Consider the following 17,931-nt stretch of genomic DNA (forward strand, 5'->3'; position numbering starts at 1 on the left):
GAGGTCAGAGGAAAGCGCCGTGGCCGGTGATGGCCTTGCCCACGATCAGATTCTGCATCTGATAGGTGCCTTCGTAGGAGTACAACGCCTCAGCATCGGCGAAGAAACGCGCGACGTTGTAGTCGGCGACGATGCCGTTGCCACCCAGCACCTCGCGGCCCCATGACACCGTCTCGCGTGATTTCGAGGTGCAGAACGCCTTCGCCAGCGCCGCGTGATGGTCGCCAAGCTTGCCTTCGTCATCGAGCTGCGCGAGGCGGAGCATCAGGCACTGACACGCGGTCAGATTGCCAAGCATCTTCGCGAGCAGATCCTGAATTAGCTGGAACGAAGCAATTGGCTTGCCGAATTGCTGGCGCTCCTGGGCATATTTAAGCGTTGCTTCGTACGCGCCCATCTGGATGCCGGTCGACGCCCAGCCCACCATGTACCGCGTCATCCGCAGCACACGGGCGGTATCGCGGAACGAATTGCCGCTCTGGAGGCGGTTCGCTTCGGGCACCCGCACGTCCTTCAGCGTGATCTGGCCATTCTGGACCACCTTGAGTGCAATCTTGTGCTCGATCTTCTCGACGCTGAAACCGGGCGTCGACTTGTTCTCGACGATGAATCCCTTGACCTGATTGTCGGCAAGGTCGCGCGCCCAGATGATGGAGATGTCGCACCATGGCGCATTGCCGATCCACCGCTTCTGTCCATTGATAATCCAGGTATCGCCTTCCCGCTTGGCGGTCGTTGTCAGACCGCCGCTCGTTCCGGAACCGACCAGCGGCTCGGTGAGGCCGAAACAGCCGATCTTTTCCCAGCGCGCCATCGCCGGCAGCCATTTCTGCTTCTGCTCCTCGGAGCCATCGAGATAGATCGAGCCCATGGCGAGGCCGCTATGCACGCCGAAGAACGTGCAGAACGATGCGTCGGTGCGTGCGAGCTCCATGGCGACGAAGCCGAACAGCTTCTGGCTGCCGCCCGCGCAGCCGTAACCTTCGAAGCCGAGCCCCCCGAGGCCGAGCTCCTTGAACGACGGCAGCAGCTCGAACGGAAACGCGTCATCGGACCAGTACTTGTTGATGACCGGCTGGACCTTGGTCTCCATGTAGGTCCGCACCTTCTTGACCAACGCTCTCTCGTCAGCAGTGAGAAGGTCGACCAGCTGATAGAAGTCGCCGTTGGGTGCGGGCGCCGGCTTCGGCGCGGCAGTCTTGCCTGCTGGGGTTGCGGTGGGCATTTGCGATCTCTCCTCGCTACGGCTCGGAAGCCGGAAAAGTGAAGGACGGTTTGAACCAGTGATTGATCTCGTCGGCGCCGCCGACTACGTCAGCTCAGCTTGGCAGCTTTCTTGCGTAGCTCGATCAAGCCGAGCAGAACTTCGTCGCGCTCCGCCTCCAACTCCTCGATGGTGCGTGATCCGGCCTCGGCATGTACGCTGTCGATGAGCTTTTTTTGCACGTCCGGCGTCAGCACCGGCGAGCCGAGGGTCTTCCACCAGGCCGTCATCGGGCCGGTGAACTGCTGGAAGAAGTGCTCGATGCCGCCCGGACCGCCGCCGAGGTGGTTCAGCATCAGGCTGCCCATGACGCCCCAGCGCAGGCCCGGCCCCCAGCTCAGGGCGGTGTCGACGTCGGCGGCGCTCACGACACCCTCGGCGACAAGATAATAGACCTCGCGGCTCAGCGCCGCCTGGAGACGGTTGGCGACATGGCCCGGCATTTCCTTGTTGAGGCGCACCGTCCGTTGCCCGATCGACGTGTAGAATTCTGCGGCGCGCCGGATCGTGGCTTCCGAGGTCTTTGCCCCGCCGACGATCTCCGTCAGCGGAATCAAGTGGGGCGGATTGAACGGATGGGCGATGACGCAGCGCTCGGGATGGGACGCGGCCCCCTTCTGGATCTCGCTCATGGTGAGTCCCGACGAGCTCGATGCGATGATCACGTCGGGCGGCAACAGCTCGTCGAGCTGGCCATAGAGCTTCTGCTTGAATTCGATCCGCTCGGGCCCGTTTTCCTGGACGAGGTCGGCGCCGGCGAGTGCCTGCGCGATGTCGGGCGTGAACTTGAGATTCGACTGCGACGCTCCGGGCGAGAGGCCCAGTCGCTCGAGCGCAGGCCAGGCTGTCTCGACGAACTTCCTCAGCGCGGCTTCTGCGTTCGGCGCGATATCGGTCGCGACGACCTGAAGTCCCTTGGCGAGAAACAGCGAGCTCCAGCTCGCGCCGATCACGCCGGTGCCGATGATGGCGATGCGGCGAATGGGCTTGGTGTCGGTCATGTCATTTCTCCGATGCGTCTGTTAGATCTCGGCGTAGGCGATGCCGGTGAGATTGCCCTGGGCGAAGAGGAAATTTCGTTCGCCGGATCCATCGAGCCGTGCGGAGTAGATCGAGCCGGCAAAATCCGTCACGAACATGCGATCGTTCGGGACGTCGAGCGCGATACCGATCCCCTCCATGAGGTGAGTCACTACGATCTCGGACTCGGCGGGCTTGTTGTCGATCGAAGCCCGGTTGACCGTGTTGCCGCGCGGGGGGTCGCCTCGGTCGGTCCAGTAAAGAATCCGATTCTTGTGATCGATCTCCAGATCGATCGGCTCCGGCAGACCGTCATAGAAGATCTCGATGTCGGATCTGGTGGCTGCGGTCTGGCCGGCGGGTATTTCGACATTGGCGCGAAAGATGCGGCCGAGCCCGGCATTGTCGGGGCCCTTTTGCGTCCAGTAGATGCGTCCGAATTTCTGGTCGATCGCCAGCCCGACGCACCATCGCGTCTGGTCCTTGCTGTCGGCATCGCCGTGCCCCGACTCGATCAGCGTCTCCAGCCGCGATCCGTCGAGGTTACAGCGCATGAGGCGCATGCCTTCGCGATCGCACCAGTAGAGCTTGCTCCCCTTCTTATCGAGGATGATCTGTTTCGGTGTGTGGGTGTGTCCCTGTGGCACGATTGTCTTGCGGTTCTTGCCGTCGATGTCGGCGCGCTCGATGGACCCGTCGTCCAGGCTCGGGATGCCCATGTTGGTCCAATAGATGTGGCCAGCTTCGACATCCACAACGATGCCGTCCGGAAGGTGGCAGCCGGTCACAATGGTCGTGCGTTCGGCGCCATCCGTGTTCATGGCGTGAATGCAGCCCGCATTCAGTTCGAGGACGAACAGACGAGGAACTTTGAGATTTGATTTCGTGACGGCTTCTGGCATGTCGCACCTGTATCCTGGCCCGACCGCGAACCGGGTCAGGTGACGCGACTATGACGAGATCGCCGCCATTCATCTTGGACAGGAATGTCACCGCTGGAATGGGTCTGCTGCTTGATTCCTTGCGCCCCCTCCGTGGGCATCGGGACAACGAGCGATGCGAGAGCAGCAGCTTTCAACAAGTCGGGCAGCAAACCTTCAAGCGCGGGCGATGGACAGGCCACATCGTCGGTGTCGCGGCTCGAAAAAATCAGCACATCGCGATTGGACAGGGCCTGGCAACCAAATATAGTCAATGACTATCCGGCCAAGAGAAAGGGAGTCAGGCATGGACGTGCCGAGCTCTGACAAGGACATTCAAAGCACGCCCGACGCACCGGGTGACGGACAGGCGAAAGTCGTGCGCAACTCGACACGGACGCCTTCCATTATCGTCGGTGTCGTTGCGGCTGTCGTCGTCGGGCTTTCCGTCTTCTATCTGTTGCGGCCGGAACCGCTGCTCGTCCAGGGCGAGGTCGATGCAACGCGGCTCGATATCGCGGCGCGCGTGGATGGACGGGTCGGCAAGATTCCTGTCGAACGCGGTCAGAACGTCGCCGCGGGCGCGGTGCTCGTCCAGATCGACAATCCCGAAACGCTGGCCAAGCACGAGCAGATGAAGGCGGCCAAGGCCGTTGCGGACGCGCAGCTCGCCAACGTGCTGGTCGGAACGCGCGCGGAGGTCATCGCCGCACGCAAGGCGGAAATGGAGCGGGCACAGGCGGCTTTGGTCCTGGCGCAAAAGACATTTGACCGCACGCATACCCTGACTGATCAAGGCAACGCGCCGCAGGCCCGCCTCGACCAGGCGACGGACGCGCTGCACGAAAGCGAGCGCGCGGTCGATCAGGCCAAATCGGCCTATGAGCAGGCGGTCAACGGCTACACCAAGGAAGAGCATGCCATTGCCGGGACCAACGTCGAAAAGGCCAGTGCCGACATCCAGAGCGTCCAATCGATCATCGATCAGCTCGTGGTCTATGCGCCTGTCGCCTCGCAGGTCTACCAGCGCAACGTGGAGCCTGGCGAATACGTATCGCCGGGCGTCCCACTCGTCACCTTGATCAATCTGGCCGACCTCTGGGTTCATTTCGATCTTCGCGAGGATCTCGTCAAAGGCCTGAAGGTCGGCGATCGCTTCGATGTCCGCATTCCGGCACTCGGCGACCGCTCCGTCACGGTCGAGGTCAAGCTCATCGCAACCAAGGGCGAATATGCGAGCTGGCGGGCCACGCGTGCCTCCGGCGATTTCGATCTGCGGACGTTCTCGATCCGCGCTTATCCGGTGCAGCCGGTGCCCGAGCTGCGACCGGGAATGAGCGCCTATCTCGATTGGCGGTCACGGCAATGAAGCCGGCAAAGCCCGGATTTTGGCTGGTCGTACGGCGCGAGTGCCGCTGGCTGCTTCATGATCGTGTGGCGCTGCTCCTGATCTTCGGGGTGCCGCTGTTTGCGTTCGTGGTGCTCACCACGGTCTTCAGCCATCCGGTCATCCGCGGGCTCGGCGTGACTGTTGTCGACGAGGACAAATCGGACGCCTCGCGTGCGCTGGTGGAATACGTCGCGGCATCGCCGAGCCTCAGAATCGTCGACCGCTCCGGGACGTTGTCCACGGCGGTGCAGGACATACGCTCGGGCAAGGCGATCTCGGCCATTCACATTCCGCCGGACTTCGAGCGCGACCTGAAGGCGCAACGCCGCCCGCAGGTCGTCGGCTTCTATAATCAGCAGTTTTTGACGGCGGCCGGCATCGTGTCCTCAGGTCTAAGCGACGGGCTTTCTGCCGCGGCGGCCGTGGCCGCCCCTGCGAGGCGCGCTCCGGCTGCAGCCGCATCGATCGGAACGTTCTCCACGGAGACCATCGCGCTGGTCAATCCGCAGAAAAACTATGCGCAGTTCCTGCTGCGCGCGCTGCTGCCGACTATCATCCATGTGGTGATCACGCTCGCCGCGGGCTATTCGGTCGGCTCCGAGTTCCGCCGTCGCGACGCGCGGGCCTGGCTCGCAAGCGCCGGAGGCGATCCGGTCACAGCGCTTGTGGGCAAGCTCGCGCCGCTGTTTTGCATCTTCCTCCTGATCATGCTGGCCGAGCCGCTGGTCCTGGAGGGTGTGCTGGAGGTTCCCTTCAAGGGAGACCTGCCGTTGATGGTCGCCGCCGGCTCCCTCCTGATCATCGCCTATCTATCGCTGGGCGCCCTGTTCCAGCTTCTGGTTCGCGACCTCGCGACCGGACTCGGGCTTGCCGGCCTCGTTGCATCCCCCGCCTTCGGCTATGCGGGCGTCGGCTTTCCCACGATCGGCATGAACACGTTTGCGCAAGCCTGGGGCGCGATCCTGCCGCTCCGCTGGTACATGGCCGTTTTGCTCGGACAAGCTGCGCGCGGGCTGCCAGTCTCGGACTCCGCCATTCCCTTCGCCGCGCTCGCGGGACTGGCCCTGCTGTTTGCAGCTCTCGCTTTGCTGCGCATGGCGAGCCTCACGCGCAAGGGCTGGTTCGAGTCGGTGCGGCCCGACGATCAGCCAGTGGCCGGGCCGGCACCGCACGGCATCGGCGGCGCCTTCACCGCAGAGTGGCGGCGCGTGCTCGGAACGCGGAGCGCTTTCAGCGTGCTGTTCCTGGCGCCGCTGGTTTACGGCATCTACTATCCGCAACCCTACCTGAACCAGATCCTTCGCAAGCTGCCCATCGCGGTCGTCGACAATGATCTCAGCGATCTCAGCCGCCGGGTCGTCGAGACGCTGGATGCGAGCGGCGCATTGAGCGTTGTGGTTCGCGCGCGCACGCTCGCGGACGCGCGCGACGCCGTCAATCGCGGGCACGCCTTTGCCGCCGTCGAGATCCCGGCCGGCACCGAGCGCGACGTGCTCAAGGGTATTACCGCACACATCCCGGTCTACGCCGACGCTGCCTACCTGTTCATGTTCAGGTCGACCGCAAGCGGCGTGGCCACCGCCGTCGGAGCCCTGACGTCGGAGCTCGTGTCGCGCGGCGGACGCTCGGACGGGAGCCTGGTCAAGGCGAAGCTCGCGAGCTCGAGCCCCGCCGACGTTCTGCTGCAACCGATCTTCAACCCGGTCGGCGGCTATGCGAGCTATGTCGTTCCGGCGGCGTTCGTGCTGATCCTCCAGCAAACTCTGTTGATCGGCGCGGCGATGCTGACCGGCTCTGCGCTGGCGGGCGGCGGCGGCGCGTTCGCCGGGGTGCTCGGCCGCGGCGTCGCGCATCTGACCATCTACCTGCCGGCGGTCGCGCTGTATCTCATCGTGCTGCCGCGGATCTACGGCTTCTCGACGCTCGGCCATCTGCCGCAGATCTTTGCGCTCGCGACCATCTTCCTGCTGGCGACGAGTTTTATGGGACAGGCCGTCGGGGCCTGGTTCACGCGACCGGAGAACGCGACCATCCTTCTGCTGGCGACCAGCCTGCCACAGTTCTTCATGGCCGGCTTTGCATGGCCGCGTGAAGCGATCCCCGACGTGGCCCTTGCGTTCGGTCGGATATTCCCCGCCGATTCCGCAATCGACGGCCTCGTCCGCGTCAATCAGCTCGGCGCCGGCATCTGGGAGGTTGCGCATGACTGGCTCGGCCTCTGGTGTCTGGCGCTGGTCTATTTCGCGCTCGCGGTGATCTCGGCATTTGTCGTCAAGAGAGGACAGCGACATGCACAAGGCTAGGTTTGCCGCCATAGTGGCGGTCCCGCTCGTGCTCATTGCCGGAGCCCTGACCTATTCTGCGCGTCGTTCCGCTTCGCCGCCCGCAATCGTCGGTGTCGTACGCACGACCGAAGTCAGGGTGGAGCCGGAGGTGGCCGGCCAACTCCAGTCGATCGCGGTCGAAAAAGGCGCCCACGTGCACGCGGGCGATATTCTGGCACGGCTCTCCGCGGTGGAGTTGACGGCACAGGCCGACCAGGCGCGGGCGGCGCTCGCATCCGTGACCGCCAACCGCAACAATGTCTATGCCGGCGTTCGCCGCGAGCAGGTCGACTCGCTGAAAGCCGCCATCGCCAAGGCCACCTCCCGCCTCGACTATGTGCAGGCCCAGCTCACCAGAACCAGCACGCTGGCGCGCCAGAGCTTTGAATCGCAGCAGTCGCTCGACCAGGCCGAAAACGACGTCGCAAGCGCACGTGCCGACGTCGCGGAGGCCCAGGCGAACTACGATGCGGCCGTGGCGGGACCGACCCGGGAGGAGCGCGCGATCGCCGACGCGCAGGTGCAGGCCGCGGCCGCCGCGGTCGCCGTGCTCGAGCGCCGCCTCGACAAGATGGTGTTGCGCGCGCCGGCCGACGGCGTGGTCAGCGTCATCGCCGCCGAGATCGGCGAAAACGTTCGCGCGGGTCAGCCGATCCTGATGGTCGAGGCGGCGGGCGGGCAATGGCTCTCGTTCAATGTGCGCGAGGACCATCTCAGGGGTCTCGCGATCGGAGAAACGGCGAACGTGATGCGGAACGGCAGCGACAGCACGAACAGGGCCGTCATCACCGAGTTGCGGCCGCTGGGAGTCTTTGCCACCTGGCAGGCCGAGCGGGTCATCGGCGATCATGACCGCAACACACTTCGTCTGCGCCTCGACCCAAAGGGAGACCTGGCAGGGGTTGAACCTGGCATGACCGTTTGGATCGAGAACTAACGAAAGCCGGCATTTGCAACGCGGTGTTCGCAACCAGAATTATGTCTTCCGCTACTACAGACCCGACCTGCCTGTATTCAGCGCTTGCGCGCTTCGCCGCCCGAAACATTTCGCCCGCCCGGATTCGTTCCGAAGACCGTTTCGTCCACCAGGCGCCAATACGCTTCCACAACCTTCGCGTCCTCGGCAGATCGTCCGCTTGTCGCCTGCATTTCAGGGCCAAAGCCCGATAGCGTCGTGGTGAGACTGACCATCATATAGTGGAAAAGAACGGGATCGACCGCGGGAAGGAGCCCCTGCTTCTGGGCTGCAACGATCTGCGGAATCAATCGCCCGAGAAGCGGCGCGAGCACCGTTTCCGCTACCCACTTCAGCCGTGGGTTGTTCGAAAGCGATTCCTGGCGCATGAACCGATGAAACTCGGGAAATGCGACCGTGTAGCGAAAGAGGGTGGCGTATTCCTCGCGCAATCGGGCAAGCGGCGGCAGATCGGAGTTTTCCGGCGCCGAACTATCCCACCCTGCCCTGATTTGCGCGAAGGCATGCTCGGCCGCGGCCCGCCAGAGGATATCCTTGCTGCGATAGTGGTAGGTGATGAGCGGATGTTGCAGGCCGAGACGATCTGCAATCGCGCGAATGCTCGCTCCTTCAAATCCGCGTGCCGCAAATTCGGCAATGGCGGCGTCCAGAATCGAGGTTCGCGTCTCGAGCGAGCGTTGTTGTTCGGCCCTCTTGCGCGGGCGTTCTCGCCGGACAGCCTGCTTTGCCATTTTGCCTTCGATTCACATAGTTCCCAACCGAACGACACGCAAAGCATTGATCCGCTCTTTGTCAACCCGGCCGAGCCGGCCGCGCAATCGATTCCCTGTCAGCTTTGGTCGCGGGCCAATTCCTGCACCATCGCTTCACGCATCGCGAACTTCTGGACCTTGCCGGTCACAGTGGACGGAAAGCTCTCGACGAACCGGATATGGCGGGGGATCTTGTAGTGCGAGATGCGATCCTGGCAAAACTTGCGGACAGCCTCCTCGTCGAGGGTGACGCCGGCCTTTGCAATGATCCACGCACAGATCTCTTCGCCGTATTTCGTGTCCGGAACGCCGAACACCTGGACGTCCTGGATATCCGGGTGCTGATATAGATATTCCTCAACTTCACGCGGATAGATGTTCTCGCCGCCGCGGATGACCATGTCCTTGATCCTTCCGACGATGCGGCAATATCCGTCTTCATCGATCGTCGCCAGGTCGCCCGTATGCATCCAGCCGGCCGAATCGATGGCATCTTTCGTCCGTGCCTCATCGTTCCAGTAACCCAGCATGACTGAGTAGCCTCTCGTGCAAAGCTCCCCGACTTCACCGCGCGGAACGACCTGGCCCTGTCGATTCACGATCTTGACTTCGAGATGCGGCTGTATCCTGCCGACCGTGGAGACGCGCAGCTCGAGCGGATCCTCGCGGCTGCTCTGGAAGCTGACGGGACTGGTTTCGGTCATGCCATAGGCGATCGTGATTTCGCTCATATGCATGGTCGAAGCAACTTCCTTCATGACCTCGATAGGACACGGAGCTCCCGCCATGATGCCCCGCCGAAGCGAGCTCAAATCGAACCGTGCGAATTCAGGGTGATTGAGTTGGGCGATGAACATCGTGGGTACGCCGTAGAGCACGTCGCAACGTTCTGCCTCGACTGCCTCCAGCGTCCTCAATGGATCAAAGGACTCGGATGGATAGACCATCGTTGCCGCATGGGTCACGCAACCGAGGTTGCCCATCACCATGCCAAAACAATGATACAACGGCACCGGAATGCACACGCGCGAACCGGACTCGATCCCGGTCGCTTCTCCCACGAAGAAGGCATTGTTGATCAAATTGTGGTGCGAAAGCGTGGCGCCTTTCGGCAGGCCCGTGGTGCCGCTGGTGAACTGGATATTGACGGCATCGTCCATCTGAACATTCGACGATACCGCGTCGAGCCGACCGTTACCGACCTGCTTGCCTCTCTCCGAGACCCAGTCGAACGCGAGGCAACCATCGTGTTTACCCGCGATGGAAATAACGTAGCGCAGCTCCGGCAGCCGTGTACTCATCAGTTCACCGCTTCCGTCCTTCAATTCCGGGACCAGCTCGCGAATCATCGCGATATAGTCGCTTGTCTTGAATCGGGTCGCGGTTATCAGTGCGCGACATCCCACCGCGCGCAGGGCGTGTTCCAGTTCGCCCAGGCGATAGGCAGGATTGATGTTGACCAGGATCAGGCCGGCCTTCGCCGTCGCAAACTGCGCGACGGTCCATTCGGCGCAGTTTGGGGCCCAAATGCCGACCCGGTCCCCCGGCTCGAGGCCAAGCGCCAGGAGCCCGGACGCGAATGCGTCAGAGCGCGCCTTGAGCTCCGAATAGGTCCAGCGGATTTTCTGGTGCGCGACGACCAGCGCCTCCCGCGACCCGTCAATCGCAGCCACCTCGTCCAGAAGCGCGCCGATCGTCTTCCCGATCAACGGCGCACCGCTGTTGCCATGCACATAACTTTCCCGCTGCACGACCACCTCCAACCAACCTCTGTCCAGATTATCAGGCCTGCATGCACTGTGCTACGGGCCGTCGATTTTACTTCCCTTCGAATATCAGCGCCGGAGGTTCGATGTCCTTGTCGAACGCTGCGGCCGTATTTGCAAATCCGCGCTGCGCATCCGCACCGCCGTAGAGCTCCATGGCCACGTCGAGCATCATGAGGTCGGCGGCAGCTACCCCTCCGCTCGACCACGCCTTGAGCAGGGTTCGCGTCGCGGCATACGATCGGGTTGGCCCGGTCGCAAGCTGCCGCGTCAACTCAGTCGCGGTCGCTGAAAGTTGGTCTTCAGGCACCACGTGCGTCGCGATTCCGAGCGTTCCTGCTTCATGACCCGATATCGGCTCGCCGAGCATCGCAAATCGCGATGCACGGGCCCGGCCGGCGCGCTCCGCGATTCGCTGAAGGGCGCCGGCGATCGGGAGCATCGCTGTCGTGACTTCCACGCAGCGGAAGATCGCATTATCGGCCGCAACGAGAAAATCGCACGCCAAGGCAAGCTCAAAGCCGCCTCCGAAGGCTACTCCCTGCACGATTGCGACGGTCGGAACCTTCAGCATTTCAATCGCGCGATAAGAAACGTTTACGTCCGCGACGAACGTTCTGAACCAGTTGACGTCCTTCCCCGGCCATTCGCGCACCTCGCCGCCGAAGCTGAAGTGCGGCCCCTCCGAACGGATCACGAGCACGCGAATGTCGCTTTGACTCGCTTCAAGCACCGCCGCTCGCAGGTTTTCCGCGAAGCGTAAGTCGAGGCGATTGAAGGGCGGATTGGCCAGGACAATATGTCCGATGGCGCCGTTTCGTTCAAATCGGATCGTCTTCATGGTCGCGATTCCTCCTATGTGCCAGGCGTCAGGCCGAATGCCCATCGGCGGGTTCAGGAACGATCGGCAGCAGCAGATGAGAAGGCCGCTCCGCGTCCCGGTAGACTTTGTGGGTGACGGTCTTGCTGCTGCAAATGTGGTACGGAATGTACTCGACGTTGGTCATGGCTCCGGTGCCGGTCGGGACATCCATGGACGTGATGTCGAGGCAGATGCGGTGACCTGCCTTGAACTGGTTTGCGGTCGCGAGGATCTGTATCTTGTACTCGACCACCTCTCCCGGCGTCACCGGCGCGATCGCATCCTGCGTGAGCTTGTGGAACGGCTCCCATGGCTTTGAACGCTTCTCATCGAGGGCCCGGTGGGACGCCTTCAGCCAGCCGCGCGTGAGCTCGCGCTCAGGCAGTGTTGAGGGAACATCGCGCTCGCCCTCGCGTGCGGTCCGAACCGAGACGTCCGGGCCAACGTCCTTGAGCGCGATGATCCAGTTGGTGTCGTCCTGATCGATCGATGCGTACAGCGTCAACGTGATCGGGCCTGCGACGGTGACGTCATGCGGCAAGGGATCCGTCATGTAGCGCAGGCGCTCGACCTTTGTGGTCCGCGTCACCGGCATTTGGGTGAAGACGTCAGGCTCGCGTGCCGCCGCGCCAAGTTGCGAGGCAGGTCGCGGCGGCTCGGTCGACAGGGTCTCCCAGTGGGACAGATAGTACTTCGTCCATTGGGTCTCCGGCAGCGGCCAATCCGTTCCGGTTCGCCACCCGTTGGCTCCCATAAGCCAGTAGCGCACCGGCGGCTCGTCCATGATGCCGGTATCCAGACCCTTCAGCCAGTGATCGTACCAGCGGATGATCTCGTCGTGATATTGATGGAATGGCCGCTCGAGGTGGGCGGGGCCGGTGAAGAGCAGTTTCTTTGGCGCGTCGACGTTCTGGAAATAGTGCTGCGCACCGAGCCAATGGAGCTTGTAGGTGTAGGCATAGGCGCCCGAGCCCGTGTAGAACGGTATCTTGATTTTCTTGAAAAGCTGTTCCGAACGCTCGACCGTTCCGTCCATCTCCCAGGGATGCGTCATCATGAGATACATGATGAAGGTGCGCTGTCCCTTCTGGGTCAGGATGTTGAAGAGGTTGATATATTGTTTGTAGTCCGGGTTCTGCATGGCCCGGCGCCAGAGGTCTTCTTCCGCGGCGGGAAGTTCCGCGGGCCGGTCGCGCGACTCATGCACCGTGCTGAAGACGTCGAGCAAATAAGGAAAAGCGTGCAGGACGCCACCGGGATTGAAGTCGCGGAATCCGAACATGCCGCCATACGCGCTACAAGCATCGTAGGGAAAGATCGCTTTCAGCGCCGGATGTCCCTGCGCGGCGGCGCGCCATTGTTCGCCGGCATAGCCGGAGATGCCGACCATTCCGACTTTGCCGTTTGACCAGGGCTGCTGCGTGATCCATTCGATCAGATCGTAATGGTCCGTGTCCTCGTGGCCGTAGTGCCCTTCCGATTTGGCCGAGCCTCTCGGCTGCGCGATCACATGAACATAGCCGTTGGCGATGAAACGCCGCGTATCGCCCGCCTCGATCGGACCGAACCAGAGCGGCGCGTGAGCCGGCTGGGGCGGCAATATATCCGCGATGTCGGGGCCCTGAATGTCCTTGTTGTGCAGCGCCGACGCGTACAGCACCGGGTACCGGCCTGCCGCATCGGGGCGATAGACATCGACAGCAAGCCGCACGCCGTCGCGCATGGCGACAATAATGTCCCGTTCCTCGATCATCGTTTCATCCCGGTCTTTTTGCGACGCTTTCGGTCGGCGTCTGACGACATCGGGAAGGTGAGAAGCGCAACCCACCCAACTGAACGGACCATGCCATTTTACTTTACGATCGTAAAGTATAAATTTCTGCCGTTCTGAACCGCTCGTAGGACAGCCTGTCCTACTGGTAGGACAATTGGCGCTGGCGGGGTCTTCGAACCGTGGGGGTGGTTAGGCGCGTGCGGCTTTCACGCGCTCGGGCGCCATTGGCAGCTCACATACGCGACGTCCGGTCGCGCGCGAAAAGCGTTGGCTAGAGCTGCTGACGGATTCTGAGTGTCTTGCAGGGCAGCCAGCAGGCGGGATTTGCGCAGCGAGCTCCATCGGCCTGGAGTGCCCGCTAACTCTAGGCCAATCGACCGTACCCGTGGCTTGGCACGACAGCTTCGACGGTCAGATCTTGACCAGGTTGATGGCGGCAAGCGACCCGAATGGCAGCGAGGCCAGAGGTCCGCCGACATCGAGCACGCCGAGGTCGACCGGAAAACAGCCCGTCTGTTCGATGATCTTGCGAACCTCAGCCTTCGCGTCGGTGTCATCGCCCGAATAGAACAGCGTGCGCTGTCCGCCTAATTCGGGCGGCTTTGACAGGACGTTGGCATCGAGATGGTTGAATGCCTTGACCACGCGCGCGCCAGGAACGAATCCGCGGAATACCTCGCTGGAATGCCTGCCGCCGAGTTCGATCGCCTTGATACCATAGGCAGCCAGCGGGTTGTTCGGGTCCTTCGCGTCGGGGGAGTCCGGCTCGAGGAATGCGACGGGATTGGTGCCATCGATGACGATACGTCCGTTCCAGGCGGGCAGACTGCCCAGCGCTTTTTCGAGATCAACCCAACGTAGAGCCACCAGCACGATATCGGCGCTCGCGGCTTCCCTCGCCGTGCCAGCCTTGATCGAAGGGCCAAGCTCCCCGACGAGCGCCGCTAACGATTCCGGACCTCGGCTATTTGCGATCGTCGCTGAAATCCGACTCCTTGCCAGCAGTCGGGCCACGTTGGACCCGATGGCGCCCGCTCCGATAATGCCAATGCTCATTGTGTCTTTTCCTGTTGATGGGGCCGAGTTGCCATGGAACGGCAGCGCCCCAATGCTGCCCATCCCGTTACGTTCTGCATGGAAGCGGAACGATATATCTGTGTGTCGTTGACATGATGACATTTAGCTTCAAAAAAGGGGTTCACCACACCAGCGGTATGCTGAACTTTCCGAGACGCGCAACCTCGGCTGCAACAGCGGCGATCGTGACCTTTGCCAATTCGTTCTCAAGCGCCTTGCGCGCCCGCGTCAATGTCGGTTGCATCGCTTCCAGGATGTTGCCCCCGACTGCACAGCTCTCGCAAGGCGGAGTCCGGTGTAGCGAGAACAGCTCGACATCCTCGACGGCCTCGTAAACGTCCAGCAGTCGGATTTTGGCCGCAGGTCGCGCCAGGAGCGACCCGCCGCCCGTGCCGAGCTGGGACCGGGTCAGGCCCGCATCGCTCAGGCGCGACAGCAGCCCCCGGATCACGACCGGGCTGGTGTTGACGGAATAGGCCAGATCCTCCGACCGCATCGGCTTGCCGTCGCTCACCGCGAGGGCGGTAAGCGTGTGAACTGCGACGGCGAAACGCGTGCTCGTTGGCATGGGGTATCCAAAAGTGTGTCACCGTCATTATTACATATGTTCGAACCTGTCAATGCACCCCTCGTGAAGTTCGCCGCTCCCCTGCGGAAATCCCAGAAGGGAATACGCCGGATCGGAATCCGCGTGATGTTCGAACACACCTTCGAAATCGGCTCCAATCGCGACGTTCTGTAGTGGATCGCCTAGCAGATTGCCCACCATACGTACGCCGCCGACCTGCGGAATCTCGACAAGTATGGCGAGGCGAGACAATCAGCCGTTGGTTGCCTTCAGCATCGATGCGGGATAACGCTCGCCGGAGACCACGTCGGGCGGGAACGTAGCGTCGATTTCGTCCATCTCAGCTCGGCTGAGAGCCACTTCCACTGCTCCCGCATTGTCCTCTAGATACTTGCGCCGGCGCGTTCCAGGTACGGGCACGACGTGCGGCCCTTTCGCGAGAACCCAAGCCAGTGCCAGTTGGGATGGCGTGACACCTTTCTTCGTTGCGAGCTCTTTGACTTTGTCGACCAATCTCAGATTCGCTTCGAAGTTCGCACCCTGAAAACGCGGATAGTGGCGTCGGCGATCTCCTGGATCAAAGTCATCAGGACTGCGGATCTCGCCAGTGAGGAACCCTCTCCCGAGCGGGCTGAATGGCACAAAGGCTGCGCCTATGCGCTCACAGACCGCCATGAGCTCCCTTTCGGGATCACGCGTCCAGAGGGAGTACTCGCTTTCTACTGCCGTAATGGGATGAACGCGATGCCCTCGTTCAAGCGTAGCAGGGGCGACCTCGGATAGTCCGATGTACCGGACTTTTCCCTGTTTGATCAGATCGGCCAAGACACCAACGGAATCTTCGATGGGCACCGTTGGATCCACACGGTGCAGATAATAGAGATCGATGTAATCGGTCCGGAGCCGTCGCAGACTGGCTTCGACTGCCGAGCGGGCATATGCCGGGCTGCCATTGATCGTTGGCTCTCCGCTGCCTCGAACCACTCCAAACTTGGTGGCAAGGAAAACTCTGTCGCGTCGCCCCGTCAGCGCTTCACCCAGCAGCTCCTCGTTGTGATGTGGACCATAGCTGTCAGCCGTATCGACCAAATTTATGCCCAATTCGATCGCGCGATGGAGTGTTGCGATCGCTTCGCCTCTATCTTCCTTTTGTCCATAGACCGGACTCATGCTCATACAGCCCAGCCCGATGGCTGAAACGGCGGGTCCACTCGGACCGAGATTGCGGGTTTTCATGTACTTCCTCCGATTGAAACGCGAGGCTGGATCGGATCGATCGACCGCTCTGCAGGCATTCTTGATGCTGATGGCTTAAACGCCCTCGACTGCCCACAGATCGAGGTCTGCAGCACCGAGCCGAAGGTCCTTGATTGAAGCGTATTCCGGAGACTCCCAGAATGCGTGTATCGCCTCGATGGAGGGAAACTCATGGATGGTCACGCTGCGACCGTCATGTTGCCCCTCCAACACCTCGACTTTGCCGCGACGTACGATGTATCGCCCTTCGAACTTAGCTATCAGCGGAACGACAGCCGCTCTGTACGCCTGCATACGTTCGGGATCCTTCACGGTACCCTGGGAAATCAAATACGCAGACATATTGGCCTCCTGTGTCACGGCGTCATCGCCAGCGCATCGAGACGTCGATCTGCCGCATCGAGGCCCCGTCCCGCGGCCTCGCGAGCGCTGTTGAGTCAAGGATGCTGCTGAGCCGATAACGGCGCCAACAGCCCGAGACGCGATGAGAGGAACTTCCAGCGCGCCACCTTCTAACTACTGACTGATCGATCAGTCAATACAAAAGTTGACGTCGCTGTTCGTGCGGCGGATTTGAAAGTCGAATGAGGATCGTCAGAGATAGTTCGCGCTGCTACCGCCGAGCCTTGTCTAGCGCCGAGCCTTGGCTATCGCTTTGATTCCGGCAGCAGCGTACGTCACGAGGATCTCATATTGCTTGCGACCACTCGCCTTATGTGAACCAAGGCGGACAGCGCGATCGACGGAAGCATGGGCCTGCATGCGGCCTCCGATTGCGAACAGATAGCTCCAAATCGCTTCATCCATCGAAAGTTCAGGATAGACTTTGCGGATTGCCTCGATGAAAAGTTCGGCCGAGGGGTCGTAGTGGCGTTTTACTATTTCGATCGATCGTTTATTGCTCGACAGCGTTACGTCGCCGACCATATGAACGTAATTCCGCAACTCGAACTCTTTGAGCTCCAGGAGTTCTTCAAGCGAGATGAAAAGTATTTCGAGCACCTCTTCAAGGTGCACCTTGCCAGCGCGCCTGAAAAGCGCGTCCAGGCGAGCCTGACGCTTGTCCCGAATTTGAGTTGCGCGCCGCTCGAAAACCGCCTCGTAAAGAAGATCCTTGGTCTTGTAATGATAGTGGAGCAGTGACTGCGCTACTCCCGCAAGCTGGGCGATCCGACTCATGCTCCCGCCGTCGAAGCCATGAGAGCCGAACGTTTGTTCGGCAGCGTCCAAAATCGCGTCTCGCCCCGAAGCGACCGCGGGAATTTTGAGGCTCTTTTTAGCTGTTCCCATGCAATCACATACACTTGCCGCTTGGGGCCTCGCAAGAGCTGACTGATCGAACAGTATGTATCAAGAATGCGCGCTGCTCTTTGCTGCCACGATGCGCCTGATCAACTTCCCCGACGAGACGCTGCCCACTTCTTCGTCCAGCAATGTCCGCGTCGTCTCCAACGCACGAAGCACGCGCTCCGGATCAAAAGCGGCGTAAAGGCGCCCGCGCTCGTCCCGCCTGTCGGCCCCCGCGGTCACTCGCCAGCTTAGATAGAGCACGCCGCCCGGGACAAGGATGGCCAGAAGCCTCGCGACCGCTGGCGCAATGGCTTCGGGCTCGAGATGCATGATGACGGTCTCGCAGAGAACGTTGGTGAAGCTTGCCTCCGGAATCCCATCAAGAGCCGGAAGGACTGCCCGTTTGAACTCGATCTGCGGATGGCGGCTTCGCGCTTCGGCCAGAAGTCCTTCAGACGCATCGAAGCCCACGGTCGGATAGCCTCGAGCTCCGAGCCAGGCGGCGTCACGACCGCTGCCGCAACCGACATCCGCAGTAGGACCGGGGATGAAAAACCGATCCACCACGTTGTGCATATCGATCGGTGCCGGCTGGGCGGCCCAATCGTCCGCGAAAGCCTTGGCATCCCGATTATAGGCGCTCAGCGTCGTGTCGTCCATTTTGGCGGTCTCCTTCGTCGCCGACCGTCGA

Annotated in this window: 16 protein-coding genes; 3 read left to right on the plus strand and 13 right to left on the minus strand. The window is 61.7% G+C overall.

Annotated features, from left to right (window positions below; translation table 11 throughout):
• Window positions 1–4 precede the first annotated feature (4 nt).
• From UP06_RS35305 to UP06_RS35315, 3 genes are all read right to left on the minus strand, one after another.
• Window positions 5–1,225 (minus strand): acyl-CoA dehydrogenase family protein, encoded by a 1,221-nt coding sequence (locus UP06_RS35305; protein WP_045008285.1) that lies wholly within the window; start codon window positions 1,223–1,225, stop codon window positions 5–7.
• Between the two features lie 89 nt (window positions 1,226–1,314).
• The gene (locus UP06_RS35310; RefSeq protein WP_045008286.1) at window positions 1,315–2,265 is read right to left on the minus strand and encodes a 3-hydroxyacyl-CoA dehydrogenase NAD-binding domain-containing protein; all 951 of its coding nucleotides are present in this window, start codon (window positions 2,263–2,265) and stop codon (window positions 1,315–1,317) included.
• A 21-nt stretch (window positions 2,266–2,286) separates the two neighbouring features.
• Window positions 2,287–3,186 carry a DUF5050 domain-containing protein gene (locus tag UP06_RS35315; protein WP_045008287.1) on the minus strand — a complete coding sequence of 300 codons (900 nt, stop codon included), beginning with the start codon at window positions 3,184–3,186 and terminating at the stop codon, window positions 2,287–2,289.
• A 325-nt stretch (window positions 3,187–3,511) separates the two neighbouring features.
• On the opposite strand from UP06_RS35315, the gene UP06_RS35320 reads away from it, so the two are divergent.
• From UP06_RS35320 to UP06_RS35330, 3 genes are read left to right on the plus strand one after another with little or no spacing between them, the layout of a single operon-like run.
• Window positions 3,512–4,573 carry an HlyD family secretion protein gene (locus UP06_RS35320; RefSeq protein WP_050032546.1) on the plus strand — a complete coding sequence of 354 codons (1,062 nt, stop codon included), beginning with the start codon at window positions 3,512–3,514 and terminating at the stop codon, window positions 4,571–4,573.
• Complete coding sequence (locus UP06_RS35325) at window positions 4,570–6,897, plus strand: ABC transporter permease (protein WP_045008288.1); 2,328 nt, start codon at window positions 4,570–4,572, stop codon at window positions 6,895–6,897. The genes UP06_RS35320 and UP06_RS35325 overlap by 4 nt, the downstream gene beginning before the upstream one ends.
• Window positions 6,898–6,910: 13 nt before the next feature.
• The gene (locus UP06_RS35330; protein ID WP_245305628.1) at window positions 6,911–7,855 is read left to right on the plus strand and encodes an HlyD family secretion protein; all 945 of its coding nucleotides are present in this window, start codon (window positions 6,911–6,913) and stop codon (window positions 7,853–7,855) included.
• A gap of 77 nt (window positions 7,856–7,932) precedes the next feature.
• On the opposite strand, the gene UP06_RS35335 is transcribed toward UP06_RS35330, so the two are convergent.
• From UP06_RS35335 to UP06_RS35380, 10 genes are all read right to left on the minus strand, one after another.
• Window positions 7,933–8,625, minus strand: coding sequence for a TetR/AcrR family transcriptional regulator (locus UP06_RS35335; protein WP_045008290.1), 693 nt, complete (start codon window positions 8,623–8,625; stop codon window positions 7,933–7,935).
• A 98-nt stretch (window positions 8,626–8,723) separates the two neighbouring features.
• A complete protein-coding gene (locus UP06_RS35340; RefSeq protein ID WP_197087471.1) occupies window positions 8,724–10,403 on the minus strand; it encodes an AMP-binding protein in 1,680 nt (559 codons plus the stop codon).
• Between the two features lie 61 nt (window positions 10,404–10,464).
• Window positions 10,465–11,253, minus strand: coding sequence for an enoyl-CoA hydratase/isomerase family protein (locus UP06_RS35345; protein ID WP_045008291.1), 789 nt, complete (start codon window positions 11,251–11,253; stop codon window positions 10,465–10,467).
• 28 nt (window positions 11,254–11,281) lie between these two features.
• Complete coding sequence (locus tag UP06_RS35350) at window positions 11,282–13,027, minus strand: CocE/NonD family hydrolase (protein WP_045008292.1); 1,746 nt, start codon at window positions 13,025–13,027, stop codon at window positions 11,282–11,284.
• 432 nt (window positions 13,028–13,459) lie between these two features.
• Window positions 13,460–14,104: an NADPH-dependent F420 reductase gene (locus tag UP06_RS35355; RefSeq protein ID WP_045008293.1), complete on the minus strand. Its 645-nt coding sequence runs from the start codon at window positions 14,102–14,104 to the stop codon at window positions 13,460–13,462.
• 142 nt (window positions 14,105–14,246) lie between these two features.
• Window positions 14,247–14,693 (minus strand): Rrf2 family transcriptional regulator, encoded by a 447-nt coding sequence (locus UP06_RS35360; RefSeq protein WP_045008294.1) that lies wholly within the window; start codon window positions 14,691–14,693, stop codon window positions 14,247–14,249.
• Window positions 14,694–14,945: 252 nt separating this feature from the next.
• Window positions 14,946–15,929 (minus strand): aldo/keto reductase, encoded by a 984-nt coding sequence (locus tag UP06_RS35365; protein ID WP_045008295.1) that lies wholly within the window; start codon window positions 15,927–15,929, stop codon window positions 14,946–14,948.
• A 75-nt stretch (window positions 15,930–16,004) separates the two neighbouring features.
• The gene (locus UP06_RS35370) at window positions 16,005–16,292 is read right to left on the minus strand and encodes a DUF1330 domain-containing protein (protein ID WP_045008798.1); all 288 of its coding nucleotides are present in this window, start codon (window positions 16,290–16,292) and stop codon (window positions 16,005–16,007) included.
• A gap of 288 nt (window positions 16,293–16,580) precedes the next feature.
• Complete coding sequence (locus tag UP06_RS35375; RefSeq protein WP_050032550.1) at window positions 16,581–17,240, minus strand: TetR/AcrR family transcriptional regulator; 660 nt, start codon at window positions 17,238–17,240, stop codon at window positions 16,581–16,583.
• Window positions 17,241–17,300: 60 nt separating this feature from the next.
• The gene (locus UP06_RS35380) at window positions 17,301–17,900 is read right to left on the minus strand and encodes a class I SAM-dependent methyltransferase (RefSeq protein WP_045008296.1); all 600 of its coding nucleotides are present in this window, start codon (window positions 17,898–17,900) and stop codon (window positions 17,301–17,303) included.
• Window positions 17,901–17,931 lie beyond the last annotated feature (31 nt).

Source organism: Bradyrhizobium sp. LTSP857 (assembly GCF_000938285.1).
Lineage (GTDB): Bacteria > Pseudomonadota > Alphaproteobacteria > Rhizobiales > Xanthobacteraceae > Bradyrhizobium.

Excerpts from the sequence above, each read along its gene's own strand:
- UP06_RS35305 (WP_045008285.1), bottom strand. The coding sequence starts at position 1,225 with ATGCCCACCGCAACCCCAGCAGGCAAGACTGCCGCGCCGAAGCCGGCG.
- UP06_RS35310 (WP_045008286.1), bottom strand. The coding sequence starts at position 2,265 with ATGACCGACACCAAGCCCATTCGCCGCATCGCCATCATCGGCACCGGC.
- UP06_RS35315 (WP_045008287.1), bottom strand. The coding sequence starts at position 3,186 with ATGCCAGAAGCCGTCACGAAATCAAATCTCAAAGTTCCTCGTCTGTTC.
- UP06_RS35320 (WP_050032546.1), top strand. The coding sequence starts at position 3,512 with ATGGACGTGCCGAGCTCTGACAAGGACATTCAAAGCACGCCCGACGCA.
- UP06_RS35325 (WP_045008288.1), top strand. The coding sequence starts at position 4,570 with ATGAAGCCGGCAAAGCCCGGATTTTGGCTGGTCGTACGGCGCGAGTGC.
- UP06_RS35335 (WP_045008290.1), bottom strand. The coding sequence starts at position 8,625 with ATGGCAAAGCAGGCTGTCCGGCGAGAACGCCCGCGCAAGAGGGCCGAA.
- UP06_RS35345 (WP_045008291.1), bottom strand. The coding sequence starts at position 11,253 with ATGAAGACGATCCGATTTGAACGAAACGGCGCCATCGGACATATTGTC.
- UP06_RS35350 (WP_045008292.1), bottom strand. The coding sequence starts at position 13,027 with ATGATCGAGGAACGGGACATTATTGTCGCCATGCGCGACGGCGTGCGG.
- UP06_RS35355 (WP_045008293.1), bottom strand. The coding sequence starts at position 14,104 with ATGAGCATTGGCATTATCGGAGCGGGCGCCATCGGGTCCAACGTGGCC.
- UP06_RS35360 (WP_045008294.1), bottom strand. The coding sequence starts at position 14,693 with ATGCCAACGAGCACGCGTTTCGCCGTCGCAGTTCACACGCTTACCGCC.
- UP06_RS35365 (WP_045008295.1), bottom strand. The coding sequence starts at position 15,929 with ATGAAAACCCGCAATCTCGGTCCGAGTGGACCCGCCGTTTCAGCCATC.
- UP06_RS35370 (WP_045008798.1), bottom strand. The coding sequence starts at position 16,292 with ATGTCTGCGTATTTGATTTCCCAGGGTACCGTGAAGGATCCCGAACGT.
- UP06_RS35375 (WP_050032550.1), bottom strand. The coding sequence starts at position 17,240 with ATGGGAACAGCTAAAAAGAGCCTCAAAATTCCCGCGGTCGCTTCGGGG.
- UP06_RS35380 (WP_045008296.1), bottom strand. The coding sequence starts at position 17,900 with ATGGACGACACGACGCTGAGCGCCTATAATCGGGATGCCAAGGCTTTC.